The sequence below is a fragment of the Streptomyces sp. NPDC033177 genome, from assembly GCF_055577715.1.
Window position 1 is genome coordinate 907,447 of record NZ_JBVIPS010000001.1, and the last position, 25,726, is coordinate 933,172.

Annotated in this window: 26 protein-coding genes; 11 read left to right on the top strand and 15 right to left on the bottom strand. The window is 71.1% G+C overall.

All coding sequences use genetic code 11. The features are described 5' to 3' along the window. Positions 1 to 49: 49 nt before the first annotated feature. The 6 genes from ACZ5U5_RS04080 (at position 50) to ku (ending at position 4,508) form a co-directional block, all read left to right on the top strand. Positions 50 to 229: a hypothetical protein gene (locus tag ACZ5U5_RS04080; protein ID WP_363206299.1), complete on the top strand. Its 180-nt coding sequence runs from the start codon at positions 50 to 52 to the stop codon at positions 227 to 229. A 149-nt stretch (positions 230 to 378) separates the two neighbouring features. Then, positions 379 to 1,947 carry an FAD-dependent oxidoreductase gene (locus tag ACZ5U5_RS04085; protein ID WP_469015905.1) on the top strand — a complete coding sequence of 523 codons (1,569 nt, stop codon included), beginning with the start codon at positions 379 to 381 and terminating at the stop codon, positions 1,945 to 1,947. Positions 1,948 to 1,961: 14 nt separating this feature from the next. Continuing rightward, positions 1,962 to 2,447 (top strand): flavin reductase family protein, encoded by a 486-nt coding sequence (locus ACZ5U5_RS04090; protein ID WP_469016950.1) that lies wholly within the window; start codon positions 1,962 to 1,964, stop codon positions 2,445 to 2,447. Between the two features lie 84 nt (positions 2,448 to 2,531). After that, entirely contained in the window at positions 2,532 to 2,810 is a 279-nt protein-coding gene (locus tag ACZ5U5_RS04095; RefSeq protein WP_469015907.1) for a DUF6343 family protein, read from the top strand. 16 nt (positions 2,811 to 2,826) lie between these two features. Beyond that, positions 2,827 to 3,471 carry an HhH-GDP family DNA glycosylase gene (locus ACZ5U5_RS04100; RefSeq protein ID WP_469015910.1) on the top strand — a complete coding sequence of 215 codons (645 nt, stop codon included), beginning with the start codon at positions 2,827 to 2,829 and terminating at the stop codon, positions 3,469 to 3,471. Positions 3,472 to 3,554: 83 nt separating this feature from the next. Continuing rightward, positions 3,555 to 4,508: a non-homologous end joining protein Ku gene (ku, locus tag ACZ5U5_RS04105; protein WP_469015912.1), complete on the top strand. Its 954-nt coding sequence runs from the start codon at positions 3,555 to 3,557 to the stop codon at positions 4,506 to 4,508. A 22-nt stretch (positions 4,509 to 4,530) separates the two neighbouring features. On the opposite strand, the gene ACZ5U5_RS04110 is transcribed toward ku, so the two are convergent. From ACZ5U5_RS04110 to ACZ5U5_RS04165, 12 genes are all read right to left on the bottom strand, one after another. Beyond that, complete coding sequence (locus tag ACZ5U5_RS04110) at positions 4,531 to 4,902, bottom strand: VOC family protein (protein WP_469015914.1); 372 nt, start codon at positions 4,900 to 4,902, stop codon at positions 4,531 to 4,533. Positions 4,903 to 5,061: 159 nt separating this feature from the next. Continuing rightward, positions 5,062 to 5,583, bottom strand: coding sequence for a nucleoside 2-deoxyribosyltransferase (locus ACZ5U5_RS04115; protein ID WP_469015917.1), 522 nt, complete (start codon positions 5,581 to 5,583; stop codon positions 5,062 to 5,064). Next, entirely contained in the window at positions 5,580 to 6,581 is a 1,002-nt protein-coding gene (locus ACZ5U5_RS04120) for a thymidylate synthase (protein WP_469015919.1), read from the bottom strand. Before ACZ5U5_RS04120 ends, ACZ5U5_RS04115 begins: the two co-directional genes overlap by 4 nt. 10 nt (positions 6,582 to 6,591) lie before the next feature. Beyond that, positions 6,592 to 7,233, bottom strand: coding sequence for a class I SAM-dependent methyltransferase (locus ACZ5U5_RS04125; protein ID WP_469015921.1), 642 nt, complete (start codon positions 7,231 to 7,233; stop codon positions 6,592 to 6,594). Positions 7,234 to 7,281: 48 nt separating this feature from the next. Beyond that, the gene (locus tag ACZ5U5_RS04130; protein ID WP_469015923.1) at positions 7,282 to 9,162 is read right to left on the bottom strand and encodes a hypothetical protein; all 1,881 of its coding nucleotides are present in this window, start codon (positions 9,160 to 9,162) and stop codon (positions 7,282 to 7,284) included. Between the two features lie 167 nt (positions 9,163 to 9,329). Next, entirely contained in the window at positions 9,330 to 10,592 is a 1,263-nt protein-coding gene (locus ACZ5U5_RS04135) for an MFS transporter (RefSeq protein WP_469015926.1), read from the bottom strand. Positions 10,593 to 10,638: 46 nt separating this feature from the next. After that, positions 10,639 to 11,883 carry an ATP-grasp domain-containing protein gene (locus tag ACZ5U5_RS04140; RefSeq protein ID WP_469015929.1) on the bottom strand — a complete coding sequence of 415 codons (1,245 nt, stop codon included), beginning with the start codon at positions 11,881 to 11,883 and terminating at the stop codon, positions 10,639 to 10,641. Next, on the bottom strand, positions 11,880 to 13,058 hold the full coding sequence (locus ACZ5U5_RS04145) for a DegT/DnrJ/EryC1/StrS family aminotransferase (protein ID WP_469015931.1): 1,179 nt from the start codon (positions 13,056 to 13,058) through the stop codon (positions 11,880 to 11,882). The genes ACZ5U5_RS04140 and ACZ5U5_RS04145 overlap by 4 nt, the downstream gene beginning before the upstream one ends. Further along, a complete protein-coding gene (blsG, locus tag ACZ5U5_RS04150) occupies positions 13,055 to 14,230 on the bottom strand; it encodes an arginine 2,3-aminomutase (protein WP_469015933.1) in 1,176 nt (391 codons plus the stop codon). Before blsG ends, ACZ5U5_RS04145 begins: the two co-directional genes overlap by 4 nt. 32 nt (positions 14,231 to 14,262) lie before the next feature. Further along, entirely contained in the window at positions 14,263 to 15,186 is a 924-nt protein-coding gene (gene blsF, locus ACZ5U5_RS04155; RefSeq protein ID WP_469015936.1) for a CGA synthase-related protein, read from the bottom strand. After that, entirely contained in the window at positions 15,174 to 16,160 is a 987-nt protein-coding gene (gene blsE / locus ACZ5U5_RS04160; protein WP_469015938.1) for a cytosylglucuronate decarboxylase, read from the bottom strand. The genes blsF and blsE overlap by 13 nt, the downstream gene beginning before the upstream one ends. Continuing rightward, a complete protein-coding gene (locus ACZ5U5_RS04165) occupies positions 16,153 to 17,496 on the bottom strand; it encodes a hydroxymethylcytosylglucuronate/cytosylglucuronate synthase (protein WP_469015941.1) in 1,344 nt (447 codons plus the stop codon). The genes blsE and ACZ5U5_RS04165 overlap by 8 nt, the downstream gene beginning before the upstream one ends. 577 nt (positions 17,497 to 18,073) lie before the next feature. Between ACZ5U5_RS04165 and dhaK the strand changes: the two genes are divergently transcribed. From dhaK to ACZ5U5_RS04180, 3 genes are all read left to right on the top strand, one after another. Beyond that, positions 18,074 to 19,066 carry a dihydroxyacetone kinase subunit DhaK gene (gene dhaK, locus ACZ5U5_RS04170; protein WP_469015943.1) on the top strand — a complete coding sequence of 331 codons (993 nt, stop codon included), beginning with the start codon at positions 18,074 to 18,076 and terminating at the stop codon, positions 19,064 to 19,066. Between the two features lie 95 nt (positions 19,067 to 19,161). Further along, positions 19,162 to 19,770, top strand: a complete 609-nt coding sequence (gene dhaL / locus ACZ5U5_RS04175; protein WP_469015946.1) for a dihydroxyacetone kinase subunit DhaL — start codon at positions 19,162 to 19,164, stop codon at positions 19,768 to 19,770. Next, entirely contained in the window at positions 19,763 to 20,173 is a 411-nt protein-coding gene (locus ACZ5U5_RS04180) for a PTS-dependent dihydroxyacetone kinase phosphotransferase subunit DhaM (protein WP_469015949.1), read from the top strand. Before dhaL ends, ACZ5U5_RS04180 begins: the two co-directional genes overlap by 8 nt. A 10-nt stretch (positions 20,174 to 20,183) precedes the next feature. On the opposite strand, the gene ACZ5U5_RS04185 is transcribed toward ACZ5U5_RS04180, so the two are convergent. Next, a complete protein-coding gene (locus ACZ5U5_RS04185) occupies positions 20,184 to 20,921 on the bottom strand; it encodes a glycoside hydrolase family 75 protein (RefSeq protein WP_469015950.1) in 738 nt (245 codons plus the stop codon). 212 nt (positions 20,922 to 21,133) lie between these two features. Here ACZ5U5_RS04185 and ACZ5U5_RS04190 point away from each other — a divergent pair, with 212 nt between their 5' ends. After that, positions 21,134 to 22,132, top strand: coding sequence for a fibronectin type III domain-containing protein (locus ACZ5U5_RS04190; RefSeq protein ID WP_469015953.1), 999 nt, complete (start codon positions 21,134 to 21,136; stop codon positions 22,130 to 22,132). 212 nt (positions 22,133 to 22,344) lie between these two features. Further along, positions 22,345 to 22,857: a hypothetical protein gene (locus ACZ5U5_RS04195; protein ID WP_469015955.1), complete on the top strand. Its 513-nt coding sequence runs from the start codon at positions 22,345 to 22,347 to the stop codon at positions 22,855 to 22,857. Between the two features lie 104 nt (positions 22,858 to 22,961). Here the strand turns inward: ACZ5U5_RS04195 and ACZ5U5_RS04200 are convergent, their stop codons facing one another. Beyond that, on the bottom strand, positions 22,962 to 23,513 hold the full coding sequence (locus ACZ5U5_RS04200; RefSeq protein WP_469015957.1) for a PadR family transcriptional regulator: 552 nt from the start codon (positions 23,511 to 23,513) through the stop codon (positions 22,962 to 22,964). 58 nt (positions 23,514 to 23,571) lie between these two features. Next, positions 23,572 to 25,593, bottom strand: coding sequence for an oxidoreductase (locus ACZ5U5_RS04205; protein ID WP_469015960.1), 2,022 nt, complete (start codon positions 25,591 to 25,593; stop codon positions 23,572 to 23,574). Positions 25,594 to 25,726: the final 133 nt, after the last annotated feature.

Below are 25,726 nucleotides of genomic sequence, written 5' to 3' on the forward strand. Positions count from 1 at the left end.
GGCGTGTCACGCTGGAAAAGACCAATCCGCCCTCACCAGGAGTGAACTCATGGGCAAGCAAAAGCGGTCCGCCGACCCGTCCCGTCAGGCCCCCGCCCGGCAGGAGCCCCCGCAGCGGGGCCGTCGCGACCAGGACCCCGCGCAGCCGGGCCAGCACCGTCAGCAGGAGCGTGAGCAGGGCGACGAGCGCGCCCAGCGTCGTCAGGGCATGGACGACGACCTGGTCTGACGCACGGACCGCGCATGGCCCCGAGGGGCGCACCCAAGCGCTTGGGTGCGCCCCTCGGCAGCGCGTGCGACGCGTACGCGCGACCACTGAGACCCCGCGCCGGGGGTACTCGTCCGCGTCAGCGTCGTGATGACCACGTAGGAGAAGACATGACCAGGCAGCACCGGACAGTCGACGAGTCGTACTGGATCGCGACCACGCCCAGTACCGGATACCCGGCTCCCGAGGCGGATCTGTCGGCGGACGTCGCGGTCATCGGCGGTGGCATCGCCGGGCTCTGCACCGCCTGGGACCTGGTCCGCGCCGGTCTCGACGTCGTCGTCCTGGAGGCCGACCGGATCGCCGCGGGCGTGAGCGGCTACACCACGGCCAAACTGTCCGCCGCGCACGGCCTCATCTATGCCGGCCTGGAGGCGAAACACGGCGCCGACGACGCCCGGCTGTACGCGCTCTCGCAGCAGGAGGCGGTCGAGCGGACCGCGGCCCTGTGCGCCGAGCTCGACATTGACGCGGAGCTGGAACGCGCCCCCGCCTTCACCTACGCACAGGACCCCGCACGCGTCGACGAGCTGCGGCAGGAGGCCGACGCGGCGCGCCGGGCCGGACTCGACGCGTCCTTCGTGGCCGAGACGGAACTGCCCTTCGAGGTCGCGGGGGCGGTCCGCGTGGAGGGCCAACTCCAGTTCCACCCACGGAAGTTCCTCCTTGGCCTCGCCGAGAACATCACCCGCGCCGGAGGGCGCATCTTCGAGCGGGCCCGGGTCACCGCGCTGCACGACGGCGCCCGCTGCCGGCTCACCACGGAGTCCGGGATCACGGTCGACGCACGCGACGCGGTCATCGCCACGCACTACCCGATCTTCGACCGCACCCTGCTCTTCACCCGGATCAAGCCCCGGCGCGAGCTGGTGATCGCGGCGCCCGTGCCGTCGGACGCGGCGCCCGAGGGCATGTACATCACGCCCGAGGGCGGGACCCGTTCGCTGCGCAGCGCCCCTTATGACGACGGGCGCCGGCTGCTCATCGTCACCGGCGAGTCGTTCACCCCGGGCACGGGCGGCGTCAGCGAACGGTTCGACCGGCTGGAGGCCTGGGCACGCGAGCACCTGCCGCACTTCGCCGAGAAGGGCGAGGCCTACCGGTGGGCGGCGCAGGACAACGACTCCGCCGACCAGCTGCCTTACGTCGGCCACGCCCACCCCGGCACCCAGCACGTCTTCGTCGCCACCGGCTTCGGCGGCTGGGGCATGAGCAACGGCGTGATGGCGGGGCGCCTGCTCACCGCCCACATCGCGGGCGGACCACGACCGGCCTGGACCGACCTGTACGACCCGCGGCGGCTGCCCCCGATGCGCGACGCCGGGCAACTCGCCTCCTATCAGGCGTCCGCGGCGAAACACTTCGTCGGCGACCGGCTGCACACCAGCCACGTCGACTCCCTGACCGACATTCCGCCCGGGAGCGGAGCCGTCGTACGCGTGAAGGGCAAGCGGTGCGCGGTCTACCGCGACGAGAGCGGCCATGCCACCGCGCTCTCCGCCCGCTGCACCCATCTGGGCTGCCTGGTGCAGTTCAACGACGCGGAACGCGTCTGGGAGTGCCCCTGCCACGGCTCGCGCTTCGCGACGGACGGCTCGGTCCTGCACGGCCCCGCCACGCACCCGCTGGAACCGCGCGAGACCCCGGCCTCCCCGGACTCCCCGGACTCCCCGGCTTAGGAGAGGTGGTCGCTTTGGTGGCTTTGGACGGATTCACCGACCGGCTCGACTACCCGATGTACGTGGTGACGGTGGCGGGCGACGACGGACCGGCCGGCTGTCTGGTCGGCTTCGCCTCGCAGTGTGCGCTGGAACCGCCGCGCTTCGTGGTCTGGCTGTCCCGGGCCAACCACACGTATGAGGTGGCCCGGGACGCGGCGTTCCTCGGCGTGCATCTCCTCAGGCGCGATCAGCATCATGTGGCGCAGTTGTTCGGCGGCGAGTGCGGCAAGCGCGTCGACAAGTTCGCCCGGGTGCGGTGGGAGCCGCGCGCGGGCGGGACTCCCGTACTCACGGACTCCTGCGCCTGGTACGTCGGCAAGGTCGAGCGGCACGCCGACTGGGGAGATCACGTGGGCTTTCATCTCACTCCGGTGGAGGCGGGCGCGGACCCGCCGCCGCACGAAGAACTGCTCCGCCTGAGTGACGTCTCCGACCTCTCCCCCGGCCATCCCGCGTGAAGCCGGGATCGCGCTCGGGCAGGACTATCCTGGAGCTTGTCAAGGACCAACGGCAGCCTGCGCCCTCAGCTGCTGGAGGCGGCCATGAAAGGCGAACATCCCGGCCGTCGCGGGCACCCGCACCCGGACACGCACCGGGCCCATCGCCTGCGCCACCTGCTCACGTACCTCTACACGCCGCTCTTCCTGGCCCTCGCCGTGCTCTTCGGGGTGTGGGCGACGCGTTCCCTCAGCGGCGAACCTCCCAGCCCCTGGGCCTTGGCGGGCCTCGCGCTCCTCTTCGCGATCCTGGCTCTGCTGGCCCTGGCCGCCCTCACGGCCCTGCACCACCGCCACCGGGACCACAACGGCCCACAGCACTGAACCAGGAAGGGGAGACATGGCCGGCCAGAAGGCTGTGATGCGGGAACTGCTCAGGACATCGGGACAGACGTACGCGGCGGAGGCGGGCATCAAGCCGGCCGACAGCCCCCAGCCGCTCTATCGCACGCTCGTCCTGTCGTGCCTGCTCAGCGCCCGGATCCGGGCATCCGTCGCGGTGGCGAGCACCCGCGCGCTGTACGAGGCGGGGATGCGCGGTCCGCGCCAGATGGCCGACGCCACCTGGCAGCAGCGGGTCGACGCCCTGGGGCGCGGCGGCTACCGACGCTACGACGAACGGACCGCGACCCAGCTCGGCGACGGTGCCCGCCTCGTGCTCGACGAGTGGGGCGGGGACCTGCGCCGGATGCGGGAGAGGGCTGACGGCGACGCGGCGGCCCTGAAACGGCAGCTCCAGAAAGTGCCGGGCCTCGGGCCCACCGGCGCGGACATCTTCCTGCGCGAGGTGCAGGACGTGTGGACCGAGTACGCGCCCCGCTTCGACGCCAAGGTGCTGCAAGGAGCCGAGCGCCTCGGGCTGCCCCAGGACACGTCCGCACTGTTGCGGCTCGCGGGCGACGAGAAGCCGGGGGTGATGGCCGCGGCACTCGTCCGGGCCGCCCTCGACCGGAAGCTCGCGCAGGCCGCCCGCGACTCCGCCTGACGCGCCTCGTCACCCCGGCCCCGGGATGCGGTGAGCCACCCGCCGGTGTGCCATGAGGGGAGACGGAAAGGGGTGACGCAGACATGGCGCGTCCGGTATGGAGCGGAACCGTGACGTTCGGCCTGGTCTCCCTGCCCGTGCAGATGTTCACCGCCACGGACAGCCACACCGTCCGTTTTCACCAGCTGCAGCGCGGCACGTCCGACCGGGTGCGCAACAAACGGGTGAACGAACGCACCGGCGACGAGGTGCCCCTGGACGAGATCGTCAAGGCCTTCGACGACGGCGACGAGTACGTCCTGGTCGAGCCGGACGAGCTGGACGACATCGCGCCGGGGCGCTCCAAGACGCTGGAGATCACGGGTTTCGTCGACCTGTCGGAGATCGCGCCGGTCTTCTTCGACAAGACGTACTACCTGGGCCCCAAGGGCAAGGAGTACACCAAGGTCTACGCCCTGCTCGAGAAGGCCCTCGCCGAGGCGGACAGAGCCGGGATCGCCACCTTCGTGATGCGCAACCACCAGTATCTGGTCGCGGTGAAGGCCGAAGGCGGCGTCCTGACGCTGCACACCCTCCACTGGGCCGACGAGATCCGTGACCCGCGCGAGGAGATCGACGACCTGCCCGGGAAGACGAAGGTCACCGACCGCGAGCTGAAGATGGCACGCCAACTCGTGGACACGCTCCACATCGACTGGAACCCCGACGACTTCCACGACACCTACCAGGAGCAGGTGACCGCCCTCATCGACGCCAAGCGCAAGGGCGAGGAGGTCGAGAAGGCGGAGCCCCCGGCGAAGTCGACCAACGTCGTCGACCTCATGGACGCCCTGAAGGCGAGTGTGGACCGGGCCAATAAGCCCCGTTCGTCGCCGCGTTCGGCTGCCGGAACGTCCTCCGATGCCTCACTCGACGATCTGACCAAGGCCGAGCTCTACCGGCAGGCCACTGACGCAGACATCCCCGGCCGCTCGTCCATGAACCGGAAAGAGCTGATCAAGGCGCTTCGCGGGACACAGCGGCGCAAGGCGTCCTGAGGCTGTTCGCTCTGGCGGAGGTTCAATCCTGGCAGAGGCAGAAGGGGTGACCCGCCGGGTCCGCGTAGACCCGCCAGCCCCGCTCACCGCCCTGGTCGTCGAGGTCGAGCGGTGTCGCCCCGACCGCGAGCACCTCGTCGTGCGCCTTCTCCATGTCGGAGACGGTGAAGTCGAGGTGCAGCTGCTGCGAATCCGACTCCCCCTGCGGCCACTTGGGCGGGCGGTGGTCCGGTGCGCGCTGGAAGGAGAGCCGGGCGCCGCCCGTGGCGTACAGGTCGTACCAGTCCTCGTCGTACTGCCGGATCTCGCCGCCGAGCACCGCTTGGTAGAAGCGGGCCAGCGGCTCGGGCTCGGGGCAGTCCAGCGCCACCAGGGTGTAGGTCGCGATCGCCATGGGCGGTTCGCCTCCCGCGTCTCGACGTGCAGAGGGGAATCGGGTTCCCCAGGGTTTCACCGTAAACCCACCGCTTTCCCAGTGCCTCTCACGGCCGCACGCGGCGCCCGCGGGGAGATCGCGGAGCCCCCGTCAGCCCGCCGACGGGGGCTCCCCCTCTCAGCGGTTCCGGTCCCGCGCCTCACGCTGTCGTGCCACCGCACGCCGTACCGCCGCGTCGATGGCGGGAAGCGACGACTCCAGGTCGCTGAAGACGACGTACTCGACCGTCGCGACCGCGTGCAGCCCGCGGACGAGGAACGCGTACTCCTGCCCCTCCTCCAGGAGCAGCACGATCGGTTTCTCGAAGGCGCTGGCCCAGCCCATCTCTATGTGCGTGCCGGGCGAGGCCGGGAGCCCGGGGAAGGCCACGAACACGTCGGCCTTGCGGATCTCCTCCTGGTCCAGCGGGGTGCACTGGTCGGGGGACATCAGCTCCGCGCCCCATGCCTCGCGGCGGTGCGCGTTGTGGACGCTGAATCCGTGCCCCTCGAAGTGCTCTATCAGGGAGGCGAAGGGCGCCCGCGTCCCCGACGGCATCTCACCTGTGGAGGGATCGAGCAGCTGGAGGAAGGGCCCCGCGAGGAACAGGGTGTCGACGCCGAGCTCACCGGCGAGCTCACGGGCGGGTGTCATCGTCATGCGGAGACCTCCTGGTCGGCAGCGGTGCGGGGCCAGCGGGACAGCATCATGCGGCGGTACAGGGGCGGGAGTTCGTCGAGCAGCTCACGGTCCGTCTCGCGCTCGAAGGTCAGTTGACGGTGCAGCTCGAAGAGCCCGGTGACGTCCTGCCAGTAGCGGGGCAGGTCGAGGGCGCGCAGCGCGGCGGGGCCGAGCCGCAGCCGGTCGGTGCGCAGTTGTGCCTCGATCCGCAGCACGGCGCGCACGTGCGGCCAGTTGTCCCCGGCGGGCATCGCGGGGAACGGCTCCGGGTCCGGGTGGTCCGCGCCCTCCCGCAGGACGCGTTCCACGAGCGGGGCGTCACTGTCGTACACATGCAGGGAGCCCACCTGGTGGACGTAGCTCCCGACCCCGACACCCAGCTGTCCGGCGAGCATCTCCAGGAGGAAGGTGAAGGAGAAGACGTCGCTCACCATGCCGCGGTAGGCGTCGTTAGCGCGCATGTAGCCGACGGCGTGCAGCTTCCCCTCGCGGAGCATGAACTGCAGGGCGAGGGTGCACGCGACGTCGATGTTGCCCGGTTCGCGCAGCTCGCCCGGGTGGAAGATCTGCACGACCGCGCGTTTGCTGTCGGGGTCCTCCGTCAGTACGTCGATGACGCTGCGCCACTGGTCGAGCCCTGTCCCCCGGTAGTCGAATATCCGTGGCCCGTAAGCGGTGCCGGTCAGGGTGGCGCCGTCGGACGAGTACGTGCGGATGCTCGGCGCGTAGTGGGCGACGCGCTCCAGGTCGGCCGAACCGGACAGGTACCAGAGGGCCTCGGCGAAGTTGAAGACCAGGTTGGACCTGCGCGCCGGCAGCGCGACATGCCGCTGGACGGGGCGGCGGACCAGGAACCCGGCGCCCAGTCGCTCACGGCTGGGAAAGCCGCGCGGGGCGTTGCGGAAGGGCGCGCCGAGGTAGGTGCTCCGCAACTCCGTCAGGTAGGCGTCCTCGACGGTTTCATAGGTGCTGTGCACGTGACCCCCGTCAGTCCTTGTAGAAGCACTGGATGTACGCGTCACCCGAGGTGCCGTAGGTGTACTCGGTGGTGTCGTACGCGGTGTACGGGTGGCGCTCCACGCGGATGGTGCGGAAGTGCTTGACGTACTGCCACCGCAGCTCGGGCTTGGTGCTGAAGAAGGGGATGAACACCCCGCCGGGGCGCAGGGCGCGGACGACCTCCGGCATGGCCTTGCGCCACAGTTCCTCGTCCTTCCACACCTCCATGTCGAGCGCGGGGTCGAAGAACATGCCGTCGATGCTCTCCGTCTCCAGATCGAAGACCCGCTCGAAGAAGTTGCCCCGCTCGACGGAGAGCGTGTCGGGCAGTTGCGGGTGCTGCTCACGGAAGAGGTCTTCGACCTCTCCGAAGAGTTCGAGGACGGTGTGGCTGCGGGTGGCGGGGTTCTCGGCGATGCGCAGGGCCGAGAACCCGAGGCCGAGGCCCACCTCGTAGAAGTCCTTGCCGTGGCGGCAGAGCAGGTCGGCGCTGGCCCACATCAGGTCGCGTTCCCAGGCCTGCATGGCCTGTTCGCCGCCGATGCTCAGGGTCACCTCGCCGTCGTGGTCGATGAGCTGGATGTCCGGTGCGGGGGTCGTGCCCTGGCTCTTCTCGGGGGTCTTCTCCATGACTACCGTCCTTCGTCGTGGGGGTGCCGGGGTGGTCGGGGCGCCTTTTCAGTCATGGCCCGGGACGACTCCGAAGTGCCGCCGGGCGGTCGAGACAGCGAGGTCCTGCACGGCGAAAACCGTGAAGTAGTAGGCCTGCGGGGCGGTGCCTGGCGCGAACCGCACCGTGAACACGACGTCCTTGGCGCGGTCGTCGGAGCCCCGCACCTTGATCCGTTCCGGTTCCACGGTGGTGTCGTCGCGCAGATAGCTAGGCAGGAACAGACCGAGCCGTACGGGGCCGGGGCGGGCGGCGGTCAGAGAGGCGCGCACTTCGAGCACGCCGCCCTGTGCCACCTCGTCGGCGGCGTAGGCGAGCAGCTGGGGCGCGTCGGGGACGCGGAAGGTGACGTCGCCGCAGCGCATGCACACCACGCAGAGGGTGTCGAGGATGTGCGGGAGCAGTCCTCTGCGGGCGAACTCCTGGGCGGGGCGGCCGCAGTGGCAGATCACCTCGTGGACGTCGGGGTCCAGTGAGCTGCGGTCACCGAAATGGGCGGGGTAGTTCATGATCTCGTTCTCGGGGTTCTCCGAGACCTGCCCGGCGATCACATGGTCGAGGGACTGCAGGTCCGCCGAGAGGGACGAGCGGATCTCCTCGGGCGACTGGTCCGCGAGGTGGGTGGGGCGGGCCACCAGGAGGTCCACCTTGCGGGCGAGTTTGCCCAGGCGCGGGCGCAGGCTGTGGTTGTGCGGCAGCAGGTCCGACGTGAGCAGCGCGGAGAGCCGGCGGCCGACCGTGAGGACCAGCGGGTCGGGCGCGTGGTCGGAGGGCGGTGGCGGTGCCGGGGTGTCGTCCGGCTGTCCCGGCAGCCCGAAGCGCATGAACGCGGGGTAGGGATGCGAGCCCGCCAGGCTGGCGTTGAGGGTGTCCACGGAGTCCGCTCCGGTGGCGGCGGCGCGCATCCAGGCGACGTTCTCGGGCCGGTCGGAGTCGTGCACGGAGACGGCGGACACGATGGTGCGTGCAGGGCTGTCGAGGGCGTTGAGCAGGAGTTGGTACTTGGGGTCGTAGAGCGCGAGGTCGGCGAGCGGGCCGCTGTTGCAGGCGCTGAGGACCAGCTCCGCCGCCTCGACCTTGTTGAGCGGGACGAGCTTGTCCTCGGGTTTGTAGCAGGGCAGTCCGTAGGCGCACCGAGGGGCCAGGACACCGGGCTCGGCGGTCGCGGTCTCGTTCAGGCCGCAGATGGTGAACTCGCCGAGGTTGATGCTGTCGTCCTTGCCGTGGCCCTGGAAGACGACGCGGCGCCACCGGGTGCCGAGGATCTCGGCCTGGATGTCGTGCCGTTCGAAGTCGCGGTCGTCGAAGACCCTGACCCCGGGGAGCCGCGGCGGCCGGTCGGTGTCCGTGAACAGGCCGAGCGCTTTGAGGTCCGCGGGGATGTGGGCGTACTGCTTGGCGATGTTCCACGCCACGGACGTCCCGTCGCGGCCGCTCAGCAGGGACAGGCCACGCCGGGCGTCCCGGTAGGTGGCGAGGAGCAGCGGGCGCACCGGGTCGAGGTTGAGCCGGGCGTAGGTGCCCACCAGCAGGAGCGTGCCCGGAGGCCGGTCGTGGAAGCCGGCGAGGTCGTCCTCGGTGAGCCACTCGCGGGCGAGCGGGCGGGCCAGATCGACGACGGCGTCGGCGAGTTCGGCCGGGCCGAGTACGACGCCGAAGTCCAGGGGGGTCGGGCGGCGCACACCGGAGTAGAGGCGCGACGCCAGTGCCACGCTGTGGACCAGGTCCGCCCGGTCGTCGACCGGTACGGGGATCGGCGTCCGCTCGGGTGCGTCGAGGAACTCCCGTACGGCCGACGCGAGATCGGCGTACTTCACCGGACCGAACAGCGCGCTGTCGGGCTCTGGTCGCGACGGCTCGTGGCTCTGTCGGGAGACGGCGGATGTCATGAAGCGTTACCTCGTGTTCTTACGCTGACCTGCGTTTGTACGCTGACCGGCGCTTTCTTGCGCCGACCCTGCGAGGAGTGACGTGTGGGGCGGATGACTGTCCGGGCGGTGCGGGGCCGCCGGAGGCGCGCGGGCCGCTCCTCGTCCGGTCACCGCTCCCCGCCCGGTCACCGCTCCCCCGCTTCCGTGGGCACGCGGACCGCTGCCGTGCGCCCCATCAGGCCCCGGCAGGCGAAGGCGACCAGGGCGGCGACGAGTGACGTGCCGAAGGCCGCGGCGAAGACGCCCCGCGGGCCCGCCGGTTCCATGAGGAGCCCGCCCGCCTGCTGGCCGAGGGCGTCCCCCACCACCGTGGCCAGGGATGCCCAGGTGAACGCCTCGGTGAGTGAGCCGCTGTCCGCAAGGAGGCTGACCAACGACATCTCGCTGGCGGAGACGAGCGCGATGGGCACGCTGCCGACCGCGAGCGCCAGCGCGAGGGTGAGCTGGGAGGTCGCGAGCAGCGGAAGCCCCGTGCCGATGGCGAAGGCGAGCACCAGGCGCGGGAAGCGCAGGTGCACCGCGACCTCGGACTGGGAGCGCCCAAGCCACAGGGCTCCCAGGGCGCTGCCGATGCCCCAGCACGCGTACACCAGGCCGGTGTTGCCCCGCGAACCGTGGTCGTCGACGAAGGCGGGGATGGCCAGTGTCATCAGGCCGACGGGCACGGCGCTGAGTGCCATGACGGCAGTCAGCGCGAGCATCGGCGAGGAGCGCAGCGGGCCGAGGAGACCGCCACGGCCGGTCGCTCCCCCCGCTTCCCTGGGCGTCGCCGTCTGGTCATCGGCGTCCGCGGGTACGCGGGTGAAGGCGAGGCCGATCGCCCCGATGCCGCCGATCACCGAGACGGTGGTCAGCGCGGCCCCGGCGGATCCCGTCAGCATGAGGGCGGCGAGCATCAACGGCGCCCCGATCACCAGGACTTCGGTGAGCAGCGCCTCCCACAGGTAGGCGGTCTCCCGCTCGTCGTCCCGCAGCGGCAGGCGCGCCCACAGCGACCGCATGCAGGCGTTCGCCGGGGGAAGCGCGATGCCGGCGAGCACCGCCAGTGCCGGCTGGGCCCAGTCGCCCGGCTCGGTCGCCCACACCAGCGCGGTGAGCGCCGCCGGGTAGCCGACGCCGGTCAGCAGTAGCACGGTCCTGCGGCCGTGCCGGTCGACGCGGCGGGCGATGAGCGGGCTGCCGAGCGCCATGCCGAGGGTGTAGAGCGCCGAGACCAGACCGGCCTGGGCGTAGCTGCCGCCCTGTTCGCGCACGAGGAGCACCATCGCGAGGGACATCAGGTAGACGGGCAGCCTGGAGACCACGCTCCACCAGGCGGGTCCCGCGATCTGGCGGCGTGTGAGCAGGGCGGCGAGACGGCGGGCAAGACCGTTCGGCTTCGATTCCATGGTTCCTGTTCCGTGGTGGCCCGTGCGGGCCGGTGAGGAGGGTGGCTCAGCGCTGCAGCGTTCTGGCCGCCGGCGTCTGGGTGATCACGTCGATCGTGAAGGCGTCGAGTACGCCGCGCATGCGCCTTTCCACCTCGGCGATCGACCCTCCGGTCACGTGGACGTAGCCGGACGCGTTGTGCGAGGCGCGGCGTGCCTCCACAAGGTCCCCCTCGCGGTAGCGGAGGACGCTCTTGACCACGCCGGGCAGGCGCAGCAGTTCCTCCTCGGCGGTGATGCGGTGCACGGCCCCCGAGCCCGGCAGCGGCAGCAGCAGGTCGCCCGCGCAGCAGCGCCTGGAGTAGTCGAGGAAGGGGTGGCGTCCGAGGTATACGTCGAGCGTGGCGCCGAACACGTCGAAGCCGTAGGCGTATCCGTGGTTGGCGGTGATCTCGCAGCCCGCGAGCCGGATCCCGATCTCCCCCGCGTACACCTCGCTGCCGACGACGAAGAACTCCATGTGTGCGTACCCGTGGTCGATCCCCATGCCGGTGACGATCCGCTGGAGCATGCCGCACAGGTCGAACGGCGGGCCCTCGTCGGTGGCGACACTGATGTTGGCGTTCATCGCGCCGTCGACGATGTCCAGCGGACGGCACGGCATGGCACTCGGCCACGCGTCGAGCACCTCGCCCGCGTGGATGAGCGCGCACACCTCCCACTCGGTGCCGCCCAGATGCTCCTCGACCAGCCAGGAGCGGCCTTCCAGGGCCACGTCGGCCAGTTCGTCGGGGCCGGTGAGCCGGAAGGTGTCCACGCAGGCGAAGGAGTCCACGGGCTTCAGCACGACGGGCCAGCCGCACCGCACGGCGAACTCCCCGATCTCGGCCTCTGTGGAGACCCGCGCGTACCGGGCGGTGAGCAGGCCCAGCTCACGGAACTTGTCCTTCATCGCCGCCTTGTCGCGCACCCAGCTCACCTGACGCTCCGTCATGTGCGGTAGTCCGGCCAGGGCGGCGAACCGCTGGGCGATGTCCTGGCGCGGTTCGGAAGGGTTGCAGAACCGAGTAGGTGCGGCGGGGAGTTCCGCGGCCCAGGCGCGGTAGCGGGCCGCCTCGTCCTCCAGGGGGAGGCGCTCGTTCACCCAGAACGCGGGGACGTGCGCGGTTTGCCGTACGTACGCCTCCGAGAGGTCCTGGCGTGCGGAGGCGAAGCGCAGCAGGGCGAGCCGGCCGGGCAGGGCGTCCACGGCGTACCGGGTGAAGGAGGAGGCGCGGTCGTCCGCCATCAGGAGCACCGGCGGCGCGTTCACACGCTCTCCAGCGCCTGGCGGACCGCCTTGACCGCGAGGACCTGCTCGGCCTCGGAGAGCTCCGGCGAGAGCGGCACGCACAGGGTGCGATCGAGGAGGTCCCTGGTGCGGGCGAACCCGTCGCGACTGAGGGCGAGCGGCTGCTCGGGGGCCAGGTTCCAGGGGAAGCCGTCGGCGTAGAGGGAACGCCGTCCGGCGACCACGGGGTGGTCGGGCAGCAGATACTTGCTGAGCGTCCAGTTGGCGATGCCCCGCTCGGTGAGCGCGGACACGGCGGCGTCACGTAACTCCCGGCTCTCGCAACGGAATCGCAGGCTGATCTTCACGTCACCCGCCGCTCTGGGCAGGATGTCGAGTCCGGTGCGCTCCGGCAGCTCCTCCATGGCGATGGCGTGGTGGCGCTCCAGGCCGGAGAGCACCTCGTCGAGGTGGCGGAACTGCTGGTACTGGATGGCCGCGACCTCCTCGCTGGTGACCAGGTTCTCGCCGTAGTAGGCGTCCTCGTTCCAGGTGGGATAGCGGCCCGGCACCCGTGCGGAGCCGTGGTCGTGATAGCAGCGCATGGTCTCCCAGGCGGCCGGGTCGTTCGTGACGAGCAGCCCGCCCTCGCCCGAGGTAAGCACCTTGTTGTGGTGGAAGCTGAAGGTGCCCGCGTACCCACGGGTTCCGGTGTGCCTGCCGTCGGGGAACGTGGCGCCGAGTGCCTGGGCACTGTCCTCGATGACGTACGGGACGCCGTCGGGCAGTGGCGCGACCGTGCCCTCCATGTGGGCCACGATGGCCCGTTGGGCGCCTTCGGGGACCAGTGCGGTGTCCATGGAGAGCGACTCGTCGACGTCCACCAGGACCGGGATGAGGCCGCTGGACAGGACGGCGCCCGCCACGGCGACGAACGTGACCGCGGGTATGTGCACGACGTCACCGACGCGCGGGCGGGTGGAGACCAGGGCGAGCCGCAGCGCCTCGGTGCAGTTGTGCACCGCGAGCACATGGCCGGCGCCGAGCCGCTCCCCGACCCGCCGTTCGAGGCGGGAGGCGACGCTCTCGGTCTCCGTCTGGTAGCGGAAGAGGACCCCGTGCTCGATCGCGGCACGCAGCTCGTGCATGTCGGACCAGTCGAGGTAGTTGGCGCCGTAGGGGAGGAAGCGCAGTCCGAGCCGTTTGTCGAGGGTCATGTCGCGTCAGCCTCCGTGATGGGGTGCACCGAGGCGTCGACGACCATCTCCTGGCCTCGGTAGTTGCGGAGCAGCAGGCCTTCGGGCACACGGGAGAAGTACGGCTGGGCGATGGGGATCTTGCCGATCTTCGTCGTCAGTACGTACTGCGGTACGCCGAAGCCGGTGGTGTGCCCCTGCAGGCCCTCCATGATTTCCCAGCCCTTCTCGATGGAGGTCATGAAGTGGGACACGCCGGTGACGTTGTCGCAGTGGTAGAGGTAGTACGGCCGGACCCTGATGCGCAGGAGTTCGGTCATCAGCGTGCGCATCGTCGTGACGTCGTCGTTGACGCCGCGAAGGAGCACGGTCTGGTTCCCCACCGGGATGCCGTGGCGCAGCAGCCGGTCGACCGCGGCCGCGGACTCCGGGGTGATCTCCTTCGGGTGGTTGAAGTGCGTGTTCAGCCAGACCGGGTGGTAGCGCGCGAGCATCTCGCAGAGCTCGTCCGTGACGCGCTGCGGCAGCAGGACGGGGAAGCGGCTGCCGATGCGGATGATCTCCACGCTGGGGATCGCCCGCAGGCCGGAGATGATCTCCTCCAGCTTGCCGTCCCGGTACGAGAGCGGGTCGCCGCCGGTGAGCAACACGTCCCGGATCTCGGGGTGTTCGGCGATGTAGCGCAGGTCCTCCTCGAAGGACTCGCCCTCGTTGTCCCGGAAGTAACTGCCGTCGACGTCGGTCGTGTGGAACTTCCGGGTGCAGTGCCGGCAGTACACCGGGCAGGCCTCGGTGATCAGCATGATCACGCGGTCCGGGTACTTGTGCACCACCCGGTTGGTCTTGCGGTAGAACATGTCGCCCACGGGGTCGACCTCGGCACCGCTGAACTCCGCGAGCTCGCCGAGCGCGGGTACGGCCTGCTGCCGGATCGGGCAGGTGGGGTCGTCCGGGTCCATCAGGGACGCGTAGTACGGCGTGACGCTCCAGCGGTACTTGCCCGCCGATTTGTCGATGGCTTGTTCCTCGTCGGCGGTGAGGTTGATCCACTGCCGTGCCTTGTCGACGTTGGTGACACGTTTACGCATGTGCCAGCGCCAGTCGTTCCACTCCGCCTCGGTGATCCCGGGGATTCCCGGCCGGTCCGGTACGGGGTGGCGGTCCGCGTCTGTGGCTCCAGGAGTGCGGGGCATGGTGTCTCCAGGTTCGGCGGGTGAGTGACCTGTCACAGGGGTGCGAGGGAGAGCTGGCGCAGGGTGCGGGCGACGCGCTGCGCCCCCCGCAGGTCGTCCGCGGCGCCGTCGAGCGCGGACCACGGGTCCGGTGCGCCCGGCTGCCCGGGGGACCAGAGGGACGGATCGCGGGGATCGGTGGCCACGGGGACGTCGACCGCGCGGGCCACGCGTCCGGCGAGGTCGCGCTGTCCGTCACCGAGCGGTGGCAGGAAGGCGAGCGGCGCGCGGCGGGCCTGGGCGAGTGCCAGCGCGCCCAGGGTGGGGGCGGCCAGGAGCAGTTCGGTGTCGGCGTGCAGGGCGTCGACGTCGGTGTCGGCGGCGCGTCGGACCCGTACGCCGTCGAGCCCTTCGAGCGCGTCACGCGCGTTCTCGACGCGGGTGTCGCAGACGACCTCGCATCGCTGCGTGCGGCGCACCGCCTGCGCGGCGAGCTCCCGCAGCGGCCCGGAGGTGAACGCGTCCGCTTCCCCGGCCGGTACGCCCCACAGCGAGAGCAGCAGCAGACTTCCGCTCCGCTGCCGCCCCCGAGCCGTCCGTACGGGGGCGAGCGCCCCGGTGGCGCGTGCGCCGCCCGGAGTCGCGGGCCACGGCCCCGGGAGCCATCCCGGGCGGTGCACTCGGTGCAGTGCGCCGTCGGTCACGGGGTCGACGGCGGCCCGGTGTCCCGAGCGCAGCCGCACCACCGGCACGCCGAGGTGGAGCAGTCGGCGGGTGGCGGCATCGTCGTCGCAGACCAGGGCCACGTCCGGTGGCGGACCGTCGCCCGCGGTGGGCTCCAGGTCGGTCAGGTGCGCGGCGATCCGTCGCCCGGCGAGCAGCGAGTCGAGCTCCTCGTCCCGCGTCACGAGCAGCACCCGGCGCGGGGCGGGCCCTGACGGCACCGGGGCCGGGCCGCCGGGGCTCAGTACTGCCACGGTGCCGCCACCCCGAGCCGTGCGACGTCGTCGCTGTAACCGGCGGCCGTGGTGGAGCAGCCGCCGCACATCTCGGGCCCCCGCTCGCGGAAGAAGTCCGCGTGGCTGCGGAAGACCGGGGTGTCCAGGTGGATGGCGCCGCCTTCGCGCAGCGGGGCACCGCCCAGGTCGTCCCCCTCCCGGTGCGGGAGGCAGCTGCAGGCGTACATGCGCCCGTACTTGCCGTCGATGTAGATCACGTCGTCGACGACATGGCACAGGGGCTCGGAGGCGCGCGGGGTCAGTGATTCCGCGAAGTAGCGGCCCTGCTCCTCGCGGGTGTCCCCGTAGAAGCGCTTGCCGAGGGGCACGAGGTGGGTGGCGGGGTCGGCGTCGTAGATCGGGTCGCAGACCGCGCGGACGTGATCGGGGTCGGGATAGGTGATGGTGCGCTCCAGCTTCAGTGCGGAGAGTTCCCACTGCTTGACGCCTGCGTCGGTGAGGACCTTCTGCAGCTGCGGCATCTCGGTGTAGTTGTGCGGCCCGACCACGGTGTTGACCCGGGGCAGGACGCCGAGGGCCGCGGCGTCGCGCAGCCCTTGCAGGCCGTTGTCGAACATGCCGGGGGAACGCCGGTAGACGTCATGTGTCGCGGCCGATCCGCCGTCGAGGCTGACGATCACCTGGGCGAGGCCCGCTTCCGCGAGGCGTGCGGCCTTCTTCGGCAGCATCATCCCGTTGGTGATCATGGACATCTTCATGCCGGCGTCCGTGCCCGCCCGGACGAGGTCGACGACGTCCCGGTGCATGAGCGGTTCGCCGCCGGTGAACCGTACGTATGCCACTCCGGCCGCGCGTGCCTTGGGCAGCAGGTCGGCGAAGTCCTCCGGCGAGAAGCGGAACGTGTCACGGGAGAGCGCGAACTCGCACATGAAGCAGTCCGCGTTGCAGGCTTCCAGGATCCTGATGAAGAGGTAGCGCTGACGTTCAGTCATGTACGTCGATGCCTTCCTGGACGGTACGCGGAGCCGAAGGTCCGGCGGGACCGTACAGCGGCTCCCTGTCGAGTACGCCGAGCAGGGCGTCGGCCACCTGGGCGGCGCCGCCGATGCCGACGTGAGCGGCGAGTCCTCCCCACACGGCGCCCTCCGACGCGCGCCCCAGGGCCTCGAGCACGCCGTCGCGCACGGCGGTCACGCTGCCTCGCACCTCGCGCGCCCCGGCAGCGGCGGTGATCCCCCCGTAGATGACGCGCAGTGCCGCGTCCTCGCCCTGCGACCGATGGGCCAGGACCTCGCTCTCGGCGAGGACCGACGACGGCCAGACGACTCTGACGTCGGCGAGCACGGCCCGGCTGTGGAAGCGGCCGTTGAAGATCTGGCTGAGGTTCTGCGGGGGCAGGCAGACCGTGGGCACCGAGAGACTGCCGGCCTCAAGGAGGGTTGTCAGACCCGGCGAGGTGAGCAGCAGGTCGCAGGCCGCGAGCCGGTGGAGGAACTCGCCGTGGGAGAGGGGGCCCGCCGTGACGCGCAGGTCCGCGCCGCTCGCCGCGCAGAGCCGCTCGGCCAGATCGGCAGGCAGATTGCCGGCCACATGCGCCTCACGGACCCCGTACGTCGCGAGGGCCTCCAGCACCGCGGGCACGACGATCTCCGGATAACGCGTCCAGTCGGCGAGGCCGGGGGCGCGCAGGCCGCCCAGGTTCACCAGGGCGCGCCGGAAGGGCTGCGACCGGCTCAGCCGGGGCGCCGGAGGGTCGGGGGGAGCGCCGATCACGGCCTCGACCCAGCGCAGTTCGCGTACGGAGGCCAGTACGCCGAGGCACTCCTGCGGCAACTCGACGCACTGCTGCGCGCAGTAGACGGAGACCTTCAGCGGAAGTTCGGGCAGGTCACCCTCGGTCCACAGGAACGGCAGGCTGTCCACGAACACGGTCGGCACACCCGCTGCCTCCAGGGCCATGGCCGCAGGACCGTCGAGCACGACGACGGCGGCATCGATCCGCTCCGCCTCCACGACCTTCGCCACGGCATCGGCGCTCTCCCCCGCGGGACGCCCGACCGGCAGGTCGTACCAGCGGTCGACCCCGTGCCGGGCCAGCAGCGGCCGTCCGAGGGAGGATGCGAGGCCGACGAACCTCAGCGGACGGGCGGACCGTTCGTGCAGCGCGGCAAGCACGGCGCTCAGCTTGCCCGAGCTTCCCCAGCCGAACTCGGCGCCCGCGACGGCGACGGTGGCCGGTTCGGCAGCGGTGGTCGTGGTGGGTGCGCCGGGGGCGGGGGCGGGTTTCTCCCGGACGGCCGGCGGGTCCGGAGGGCGTACACCATGCATCGTTTGGTCCAACTCCCTTGCCGGGGCCGGGGTGTGGCCCCCGTCGGGTGAGTGCGGGGAGGGAATGTCACATCGGGATGTCGGGTGCATTCGGGCCGCACCGCGGCGGTCGACCACGATGGCCCTGGCGCAGAGGGAGCCCCTCCGCTTCCCACACGATCACCCCTGTCCCCAGGCGACGCAAAGGCCCCCCTGTCACCTTCTGGCCATCAATAAGTAGTTGCGCATCGATTGCAATAAGACGCTCACGCGCCGCGCCCGGACTCACCCGAATGACACGTTCCAACACCGGCATCCCAAGGGGGATCGGAGCACTCACGTGACCGTGGAGACACCCGACACCCTCTCCAACAAGCCGTTTTGGCGACCGGAGACGGTCAGGGGGACGAGCCGGAACAACGGCCGAAAGAGGCCACTGGCACATGCCGCGCGATGGGCACCCCGTAACCCTCTTCCGCACGGCTGACAGGCACCTTCGTCCGAGCTTCGCGCATCTTTACGCCACTGCCTTGATACTGACCTCGGGACTTCGGGTCCCAGCGACACCCAGCCTTGCCGATGTCACCAGGAGGTACCCGTGAAGATGCTGATCAACGTCGCGGAGACAGTCGTAGCGGACGCGCTGCGAGGCATGGCGGCCGCGCATCCCGACCTGACGATCGACGTGGAGAACCGCGTGATCGTGCGCAGGGACGCCCCCGTCGACGGGAAGGTGGCCCTCGTCTCCGGCGGGGGCTCCGGACATGAGCCGCTGCACGGCGGGTTCGTGGGGCCGGGGATGCTCTCCGCCGCCTGCCCCGGTGAGGTGTTCACCTCACCCGTGCCGGATCAGATGGTGCGGGCGGCGGCCGCCGTGGACAGCGGGGCGGGGGTCCTGTTCGTCGTGAAGAACTACACGGGCGACGTCCTCAACTTCGACATGGCCGCGGAGCTCGCCGAGGACGAGGGCATCCAGGTCGCCAAGGTGCTCGTCAACGACGACGTGGCCGTCACCGACAGCCTCTACACGGCGGGACGTCGCGGCACCGGCGCGACGCTCTACGTCGAGAAGATCGCGGGAGCCGCGGCGGACGAGGGCATGCCGCTGGAGCGTGTCGAGTCGATCGCCAGGCAGGTGAACGAGAACGCGCGGAGTTTCGGGGTCGCCCTGAGCGCCTGCTCCACCCCCGCCAAGGGCAGCCCGACCTTCGATCTGCCCTCGGGCGAGCTGGAGTTGGGCGTCGGAATCCACGGCGAGCCCGGACGTGAGCGGCGCCCGATGATGACGTCGAGCGAGATCGCCGAGTACGCGGTGAACGTGGTGCTCGACGACCTCAGCCCCCGCAACCCGGTGCTCGTGCTCGTCAACGGCATGGGGGCCACTCCCCTCCTCGAGCTGTACGGATTCAACGCCGAGGTCCAGCGTGTCCTCGCCGACCGCGGGGTCGTCGTGGCGCACACACTGGTCGGCAACTACGTGACCTCGCTGGACATGGCCGGGGCCTCCGTCACGCTGTGCCAGGTCGACGAGGAGCTGCTGCGGCTCTGGAACGCCCCGGTGCGTACGGCGGGGCTCCGCTGGGGTATCTGATCCGTACCGGTGCCCCGCCCTCACCACGTACCGCTCACGCCACTCAGACCACTCGTACCAATCTGCCCAACTGTTCTACCGCGCAAGGAGTTTCCGTGCTCGATGCCGCATTCTTCCGTCACTGGCTGACCTCGGCCGCCGCACTCGTCGACCGGGAGGCGCAGCGACTCACCGAGCTGGACTCGCCGATCGGCGACGCCGACCACGGCAGCAATCTGCAGCGCGGGTTCGCCGCCGTGGTGGCCACGCTGGAGAAGGAGGCGCCGACCACGCCGGGGGCCGTGCTCACCCTGGCGGGACGGCAGCTGATCTCGACCGTGGGGGGCGCTTCCGGGCCGCTCTACGGCACGCTGCTCCGACGCACCGGCAAGAGCCTCGGTGACGCCGCCGAGGTCAGCGAGCAGGAGCTCGCCGACGCGCTGCGCACGGGCGTGGACGCCGTCAGCGCGCTCGGGGGCGCGGCGCCCGGCGACAAGACCATGCTGGACGCCCTCGTCCCCGCGGTCGACGCGCTCTCCGAGTCGTTCGCTGCGGCGCGCACCGCGGCGAACGAAGGCGCCCTGGCCACGACACCGCTGCAGGCACGCAAGGGGCGGGCCAGCTATCTGGGCGAGCGCAGCATCGGGCACCAGGATCCCGGGGCGACCTCGTCGGCGCTTCTCTTCGACGCGCTCGCGCAGACCGCGGAGGCCGGCCGTGACTGACGACAAGCTGGTCGGCATCGTCCTTGTCTCGCACAGCGGCCCCGTCGCCGAAGCCGTCGCCGCCCTCGCCACGGGGCTCGCGGGCGGCGGGTCGACCGCGCCCGTGGCCGCCGCGGGCGGCACCGAGGACGGCGGCCTCGGCACGAGCGCGGAGCTCATCTCCTCGGCCGCCGCGAAGGTGGACGGCGGCGCGGGCGTCGCGATCCTCACCGACCTGGGCAGCGCGGTCCTCACCGTGAAGGCGCTGATCGCCGAGGGCGACGAGCTCCCGGAGGGCGCCCGCCTGGTGGACGCCCCCTTTGTGGAGGGCGCGGTCGCGGCGGTGGTGACCGCGTCGGCGGGCGCCGACCTCGCGGCGGTGGAGGCCGCCGCGGCGGAGGCGTACTCCTACCGGAAGGTGTGAGGCCAGGAGGTCAGTTCTGGCTGACGAACTGCCGGGCCAGCGCGTCACCTCGGGTGACCGCGGCCCGGTGGCTCTCGATGGGGGACGCCTTGGGACCCTCGAAGACGATGTAGGTGACACCCGCGCCGGTGCCGCCCGTCCTGGGGTCGGGGTTGATGCCGAGCGCCTTCGCCGTCGCGTACGAAGCCTCGCCGATGAGATCGGTGGGCCCGGTGTCGCCGACGACGGCGTACAGGACCTTGTCCTGATGGATCACGGCGACCACCGAGCCGCCCGTGATGCCGTGCTTCGTGTAATCCCAGCGGCTGCTCGGGCCCGGCACGACGACGTAGGGAAGGTACTCCGCGCTCAACTGGCGGCCGTTGGATTCCTGGAACGCGGTGGTGTCCTGGAACAGCGGGTCCGTGCGCCGGTTGCAGGCCTTGCTCGGGCGGCCGTCGCAGTCGATGTCCATGTCGGCCTTCCAGAACACCGCACCCCGCTTGCCGCAGACGGGGATGTCCGCGCGGGCTCCGGCGTCCGTACGGTACTTGTCCCGCGAGACCTGTTCGCAGGTCGCCACCTTGGCGAGGAGCTCGGCGGCGGACACGGAGCCCTCCTGGGCCGCCGGATCGGCTGAACTCCCGCTGTGGTGCGTGGACTTGCGGTCCGGTCCGCTCTCCTGGGGATGCGCCGCGGCGGGCATGGACGCGGGGGCGATCAGGGTGGCGACGGCGGCGACGGCGAGCGCCGGAATTCTGGTGCGCACGAGAAAGGGCCTTCCGTGAAGGGGGACTGACGGCCGGTCGGACGGGAGGGGCCGACAGCCTGGAGCACGTGACCAGACATCCCAATCTGTCCCGGGTCCTACACCTCGGCCACCGCCGAGCCACGGACGGCGCACGCCGGACCCCTTGATGTGCACCCGACAGACCTGTCAAATAGGTCCGGACCAATGCCGCCCGAACGGAAGGCACGACCGTGCGACGGACCCCCCACCTGTCCGCCCTCCTGGCCGTCACCACCTGCGCCCTCACCGCCTGCACCCTCACGGCCTGCGCGTGGGGCGGCGACCAGGACGCGAAGGACGTGCAGCCCCCGGCCGCGCCCCGCGGCGTCACGGTCCAGGCGGGCAGCGCCACGACGGCCCACGTCATGTGGAACCAGGCGACGGACGACACGAAGGTCACCGGCTACGACGTCTACCGGGGCGCCACCAGGGTCGAGCGCGTGCCCGGCGGCAAGCACATGGTGGACGTCGTCGGCCTGAAGCCGTCGACCTCCTACACCTTCACCGTCCGCGCCCGGGACGCCGAGGGGAACGTCGGACCGGCCAGCAAGAAGCTGACGGTCACCACACCCGCCGCGGCCTCCGCCGACCGCGAGCCGCCTTCCCGTCCAGGCTCCCCGCGGGGCACGGTCGAGGGAAGCCGGGCGGTGACGTTGTCCTGGGGGGCTGCGAAGGACGACAAGGGCGTCGCCTCGTACGAGATCTACCAGGGCTCGTCGAAGATCCACAGCGTGGGCGGGAACGAGCGCAAGACGCTGGTCACGGGGCTGCGGCCGGGCACGGCCTACCGCTTCACCGTCAAGGCCCTGGACGCGGCCGACAACGCGTCCCCCGCGAGCCGCGTCGTCCGCCTCACGACCGCGGCGGGCCGGGACGACGGGAGCGGCACGGCACCGACGGACTTCCGCGCGACGACACGCCTGGACGACGGGGCGTACTACATCGACCTGGCATGGACGCCGCCGCACACCGGCGGCGCGGTCGCGGAGTACCAGATCCATCTCGACGGGAAGAACGCCACCTCGCTGGTGTTCGGCGGTACGGCGCCACGGGGCAAGGCCAAGCACAGCTTCTACGTGGGCAAGAAGCCGGGCGACACCCACCGCGTGAAGCTCCGGGCCAAGCTCCCCGACGGGACGTGGGGCGGCTACTCCCCCGAGCGGACGGTCACCACGGGCCCGCGACCTTGACGCCGGGTCAGCCGTCGGGTGAGCCACCGGGTCAGCCGTCGGCCGGAGCGCCGCCTGTCGGCCGTACGAAGGATTCCGTCACCTGCCCGGTGGCTGTCCGCATGCGGCCTTGCCGGATGGCACGTTGGCTCATCGGCAGGTAGCACGGGCGCTTCCCTACCCTCGGCGGCGCACGGGATGTACCGCCTCCCGTGCCACCGGAGGGCAGACTCATGCGCACACTTCAGATATTCGTCCGCTCCGGCCTGACCATCGCCGCCGCGGCTGCGCTTCCGATGGCACTGACCGCTCCGTCGGCGTTCGCCGCCCCCGGAGGAATCACGGTCACCGCCAAGGGATCGACGGTCACGGTGACCACGGCGGCGTGCCCCGACGGAGGCAACGCCTCGCTGATGAGCAACGGCCAGGCGAGCTTCGCCCAAGGCAGGCAGATGGAACTGACCGGCGGCAGCGCCTCCTGGCAGAACGTCAGCACCGGCCTGCATACGGTGGCTGTGATCTGCGAGGACGGCACGACGGCCGGTTCCCAGACGGTCACCGTCGGGGCGTCGCCGACCACCGCGTCCACGACGGCGCCCGCGCGCGGCGTCCGGGGCGGTCTCGGCGGCGGCAGCGAGGACTACGGCACGACCACCCTCGTCGCGGGCGGGGCCCTCGTGGTCCTGGCCGCGGGCGGTGGCGGCGCCTGGTACCTGCGTCGCCGCGGTGCGCAGCACCGGCTCTGACCTAGGGCCACGAAAAAAGCGGCTGCCGCCGGTCCCGGCTCAGGTCGGGCCGGCGGCGGCTGTCGTTCGCCTGGGCCTCAGGGTCAGAGGTCAAGCGTCAGGCGTCAGGCGTCACGTGACGTGTCGGGCGCGCCGAGCTCCTCCAGGGTCCGCTCCAGCCACTGCGTCCAGAACGTCTCCAGGTCGATCCCGGCCCGCAGCACCACATGCCTCAGGCGGTCCTCCACCGCGTCCTTGCCCGGCGGGAAGTCCCGCTCCTCGATCTCCTCGTACTCGGCCAACTGCCGCCTGTGCAGGGCGAGATGACGAAGCAGGTCCGCCTCGATGCCCTCCGTGCCGACGACCGCGGCCGCCCGCAGGCGCAGCAGGAGTGTGTCCCGCAGCGGCTTGGGGTCCTGGCTCGCGGCCGTCCAGCGGGCCAGCTCGGCGCGGCCCGCGGGCAGGACCTCGTACTCCTTCTTCTGGCCGCGGGTCGCCTGCTGCTGCTCAAGCGCGCGGATGGCCCCGTCCCGCTCCAGTTTTCCCAGCTCGCGGTAGATCTGCTGGTGCGTGGCCGACCAGAAGTAGCCGATCGACTTGTCGAACCTGCGGGTCAGCTCAAGCCCTGAGGAAGGCTTCTCTAGCAGGGCGGTGAGGATCGCGTGCGGGAGTGACATGGCGGCCATCCTAGGTACGGCGTCCGGAGCGGTCGCCCGGGGTCACAGGGCAGCTGCGTCACAGCGCCGCGGCCAGCTCCGTGCCCTGCTTGATGGCGCGCTTGGCGTCCAGCTCGGCCGCCACGTCCGCGCCCCCGATGAGGTGCGCGCTGTGCCCGCCGGCGAGCAGCTCTTCGTACAGGTCGCGGCGCGGGTCCTGGCCGGAGCAGAGGACGACCGTGTCGACGGGGATGACCGTGGACTGTCCGTCGACCGTGATGTGCAGGCCCGCGTCGTCGATGAGGTCGTAGCTCGCGCCCGCGACCATCGTGACGCCGCGGTGGCGCAGCTCGGTGCGGTGGATCCAGCCCGTGGTCTTGCCGAGCCCCTGGCCGACCTTGGAGGTCTTGCGCTGCAGGAGGTGGACCGAGCGCGGCGGGGTGGGGCGGTCGGGCGTGGTCAGGCCGCCGCGGTCCTTGTAGTCCATGTCGACGCCCCACTGACGGAAGTACGTCGCCGGGTCCAGGCTGGCCTTGTCGCCGCTGTCGGTGAGGTACTCGGCCACGTCGAAGCCGATGCCGCCCGCGCCGATGATCGCGACGCGCTCCCCCACGGGCGCGCTGTCGCGCAGCACGTCGAGGTAGCCGACCACGCTGGGGTGGTCGATGCCGGGGATCTCGGGGGTGCGCGGGATGACTCCGGTGGCGACGACGACCTCGTCGTACTCCGCCTTCGCGAGGCCCTCCGCGGTGGCGCGGGTGCTCAACTGGGCCTCCACGCCGCGCAGTTCGAGCTGGGTGCGGAAGTAGCGCAGGGTCTCGTCGAACTCTTCCTTGCCGGGGACCTTACGGGCGACGTTGAGCTGGCCACCGATCTCGGACGCGGCGTCGATGAGCGTGACGTCGTGGCCGCGTTCGGCCGCCGACACCGCGAAGGCGAGTCCTGCCGGGCCCGCGCCGACGACCGCGACACGCTTCTTGGTGCGGGTCGGCGCGAGGACGAGTTCGGTCTCGTGGCAGGCGCGCGGGTTCACCAGGCAGGAGGTGATCTGCAGGTTGAAGGTGTGGTCCAGGCAGGCCTGGTTGCAGCCGATGCAGGTGTTGATGGCATCGGACCGCTCGGCCTTCGCCTTGGCCACGAAGTCCGGGTCGGCGAGCAGCGGGCGGGCAAGGGACACCATGTCGGCGGCGCCGTCGGCGAGCAACTGCTCGGCGATCTCCGGGGTGTTGATGCGGTTGGTGGTGACGAGCGGCACGGAGACCTGGCCCATGACCTTCTTCGTGACGAAGGTGTACGCGCCGCGCGGCACCGACGTGGCGATGGTGGGGATGCGCGCCTCGTGCCAGCCGATGCCGGTGTTGATGATCGTGGCGCCCGCGGCCTCGATCTCCTTGGCGAGGTGGACGACCTCTTCGAGGGTCGAGCCGCCGGGGACGAGGTCCAGCATGGACAGGCGGTAGATGATGATGAAGTCCGTCCCGACACGCTCGCGTATGCGCCGGACGATCTCGACGGGGAAACGGATGCGGTTCTCGTAGGCGCCGCCCCAGCGGTCGTCGCGCTGGTTGGTGGGGGCCGCGATGAACTCGTTGATCAGGTAGCCCTCGGAGCCCATGACCTCGACGCCGTCGTAGCCCGCGAGCTTGGCGAGTTCGGCGGCGCGCACGAAGTCCTCGATGGTCTGCTCGACCTCGGCGTCCTCCAGGGCGCGCGGCACGAAGGGGCTGATCGGCGCCTTGATCGCGCTCGGCGCGACGAGGCCCTCGTGGTAGGCGTACCGCCCGAAGTGCAGGATCTGCATGGCGATCTTGCCGCCCTCGGCGTGCACGGCGGCGGTGATGCCCGCGTGCTCCTCGGCCTCCGCCTCGGTGGTCAGCTTGGCACCGCCGTCCCAGGGGCGGCCGAGCTCGTTCGGGGCGATGCCGCCCGTAACGATGAGGCCGACACCGCCGCGCGCACGGGTCGCGTAGAACTCCGCCATCCGCCGGAAGCCGTCCGGCGCCTCTTCCAGGCCCACGTGCATGGATCCCATCAGGACCCGGTTGGGCAGGGTGGTGAAGCCCAGGTCCAGGGGGTTCAGCAGGTTCGGGTAGCGGCTCATGCGGGCCCTCCGTACGCGATGTGTCGTCGGGACAGTTCTAGAGGACGCCGCCTCCTTGTGCAACTAGTTGCATAAAGACGTGGCGGGCGCCACTTCGACCCGGTCGACGCCCGGTGGCCGTTTTGCCGCTTTC

Coding starts and splice junctions, on each gene's coding strand:
- ACZ5U5_RS04205 (WP_469015960.1), bottom strand. CDS start 25,593: ATGAGCCGCTACCCGAACCTGCTGAACCCCCTGGACCTGGGCTTCACC.
- ACZ5U5_RS04110 (WP_469015914.1), bottom strand. CDS start 4,902: ATGGCGATCGCGACCTACACCCTGGTGGCGCTGGACTGCCCCGAGCCC.
- ACZ5U5_RS04130 (WP_469015923.1), bottom strand. CDS start 9,162: ATGACATCCGCCGTCTCCCGACAGAGCCACGAGCCGTCGCGACCAGAG.
- blsG (WP_469015933.1), bottom strand. CDS start 14,230: ATGCCCCGCACTCCTGGAGCCACAGACGCGGACCGCCACCCCGTACCG.
- ACZ5U5_RS04165 (WP_469015941.1), bottom strand. CDS start 17,496: ATGCATGGTGTACGCCCTCCGGACCCGCCGGCCGTCCGGGAGAAACCC.
- ACZ5U5_RS04135 (WP_469015926.1), bottom strand. CDS start 10,592: ATGGAATCGAAGCCGAACGGTCTTGCCCGCCGTCTCGCCGCCCTGCTC.
- ACZ5U5_RS04200 (WP_469015957.1), bottom strand. CDS start 23,513: ATGTCACTCCCGCACGCGATCCTCACCGCCCTGCTAGAGAAGCCTTCC.
- ACZ5U5_RS04095 (WP_469015907.1), top strand. CDS start 2,532: ATGAAAGGCGAACATCCCGGCCGTCGCGGGCACCCGCACCCGGACACG.
- ACZ5U5_RS04125 (WP_469015921.1), bottom strand. CDS start 7,233: ATGGAGAAGACCCCCGAGAAGAGCCAGGGCACGACCCCCGCACCGGAC.
- blsE (WP_469015938.1), bottom strand. CDS start 16,160: ATGACTGAACGTCAGCGCTACCTCTTCATCAGGATCCTGGAAGCCTGC.
- ACZ5U5_RS04085 (WP_469015905.1), top strand. CDS start 379: ATGACCAGGCAGCACCGGACAGTCGACGAGTCGTACTGGATCGCGACC.
- ACZ5U5_RS04115 (WP_469015917.1), bottom strand. CDS start 5,583: ATGACGATGACACCCGCCCGTGAGCTCGCCGGTGAGCTCGGCGTCGAC.
- ACZ5U5_RS04195 (WP_469015955.1), top strand. CDS start 22,345: ATGCGCACACTTCAGATATTCGTCCGCTCCGGCCTGACCATCGCCGCC.
- ku (WP_469015912.1), top strand. CDS start 3,555: ATGGCGCGTCCGGTATGGAGCGGAACCGTGACGTTCGGCCTGGTCTCC.
- ACZ5U5_RS04145 (WP_469015931.1), bottom strand. CDS start 13,058: ATGACCCTCGACAAACGGCTCGGACTGCGCTTCCTCCCCTACGGCGCC.
- ACZ5U5_RS04080 (WP_363206299.1), top strand. CDS start 50: ATGGGCAAGCAAAAGCGGTCCGCCGACCCGTCCCGTCAGGCCCCCGCC.
- ACZ5U5_RS04100 (WP_469015910.1), top strand. CDS start 2,827: ATGGCCGGCCAGAAGGCTGTGATGCGGGAACTGCTCAGGACATCGGGA.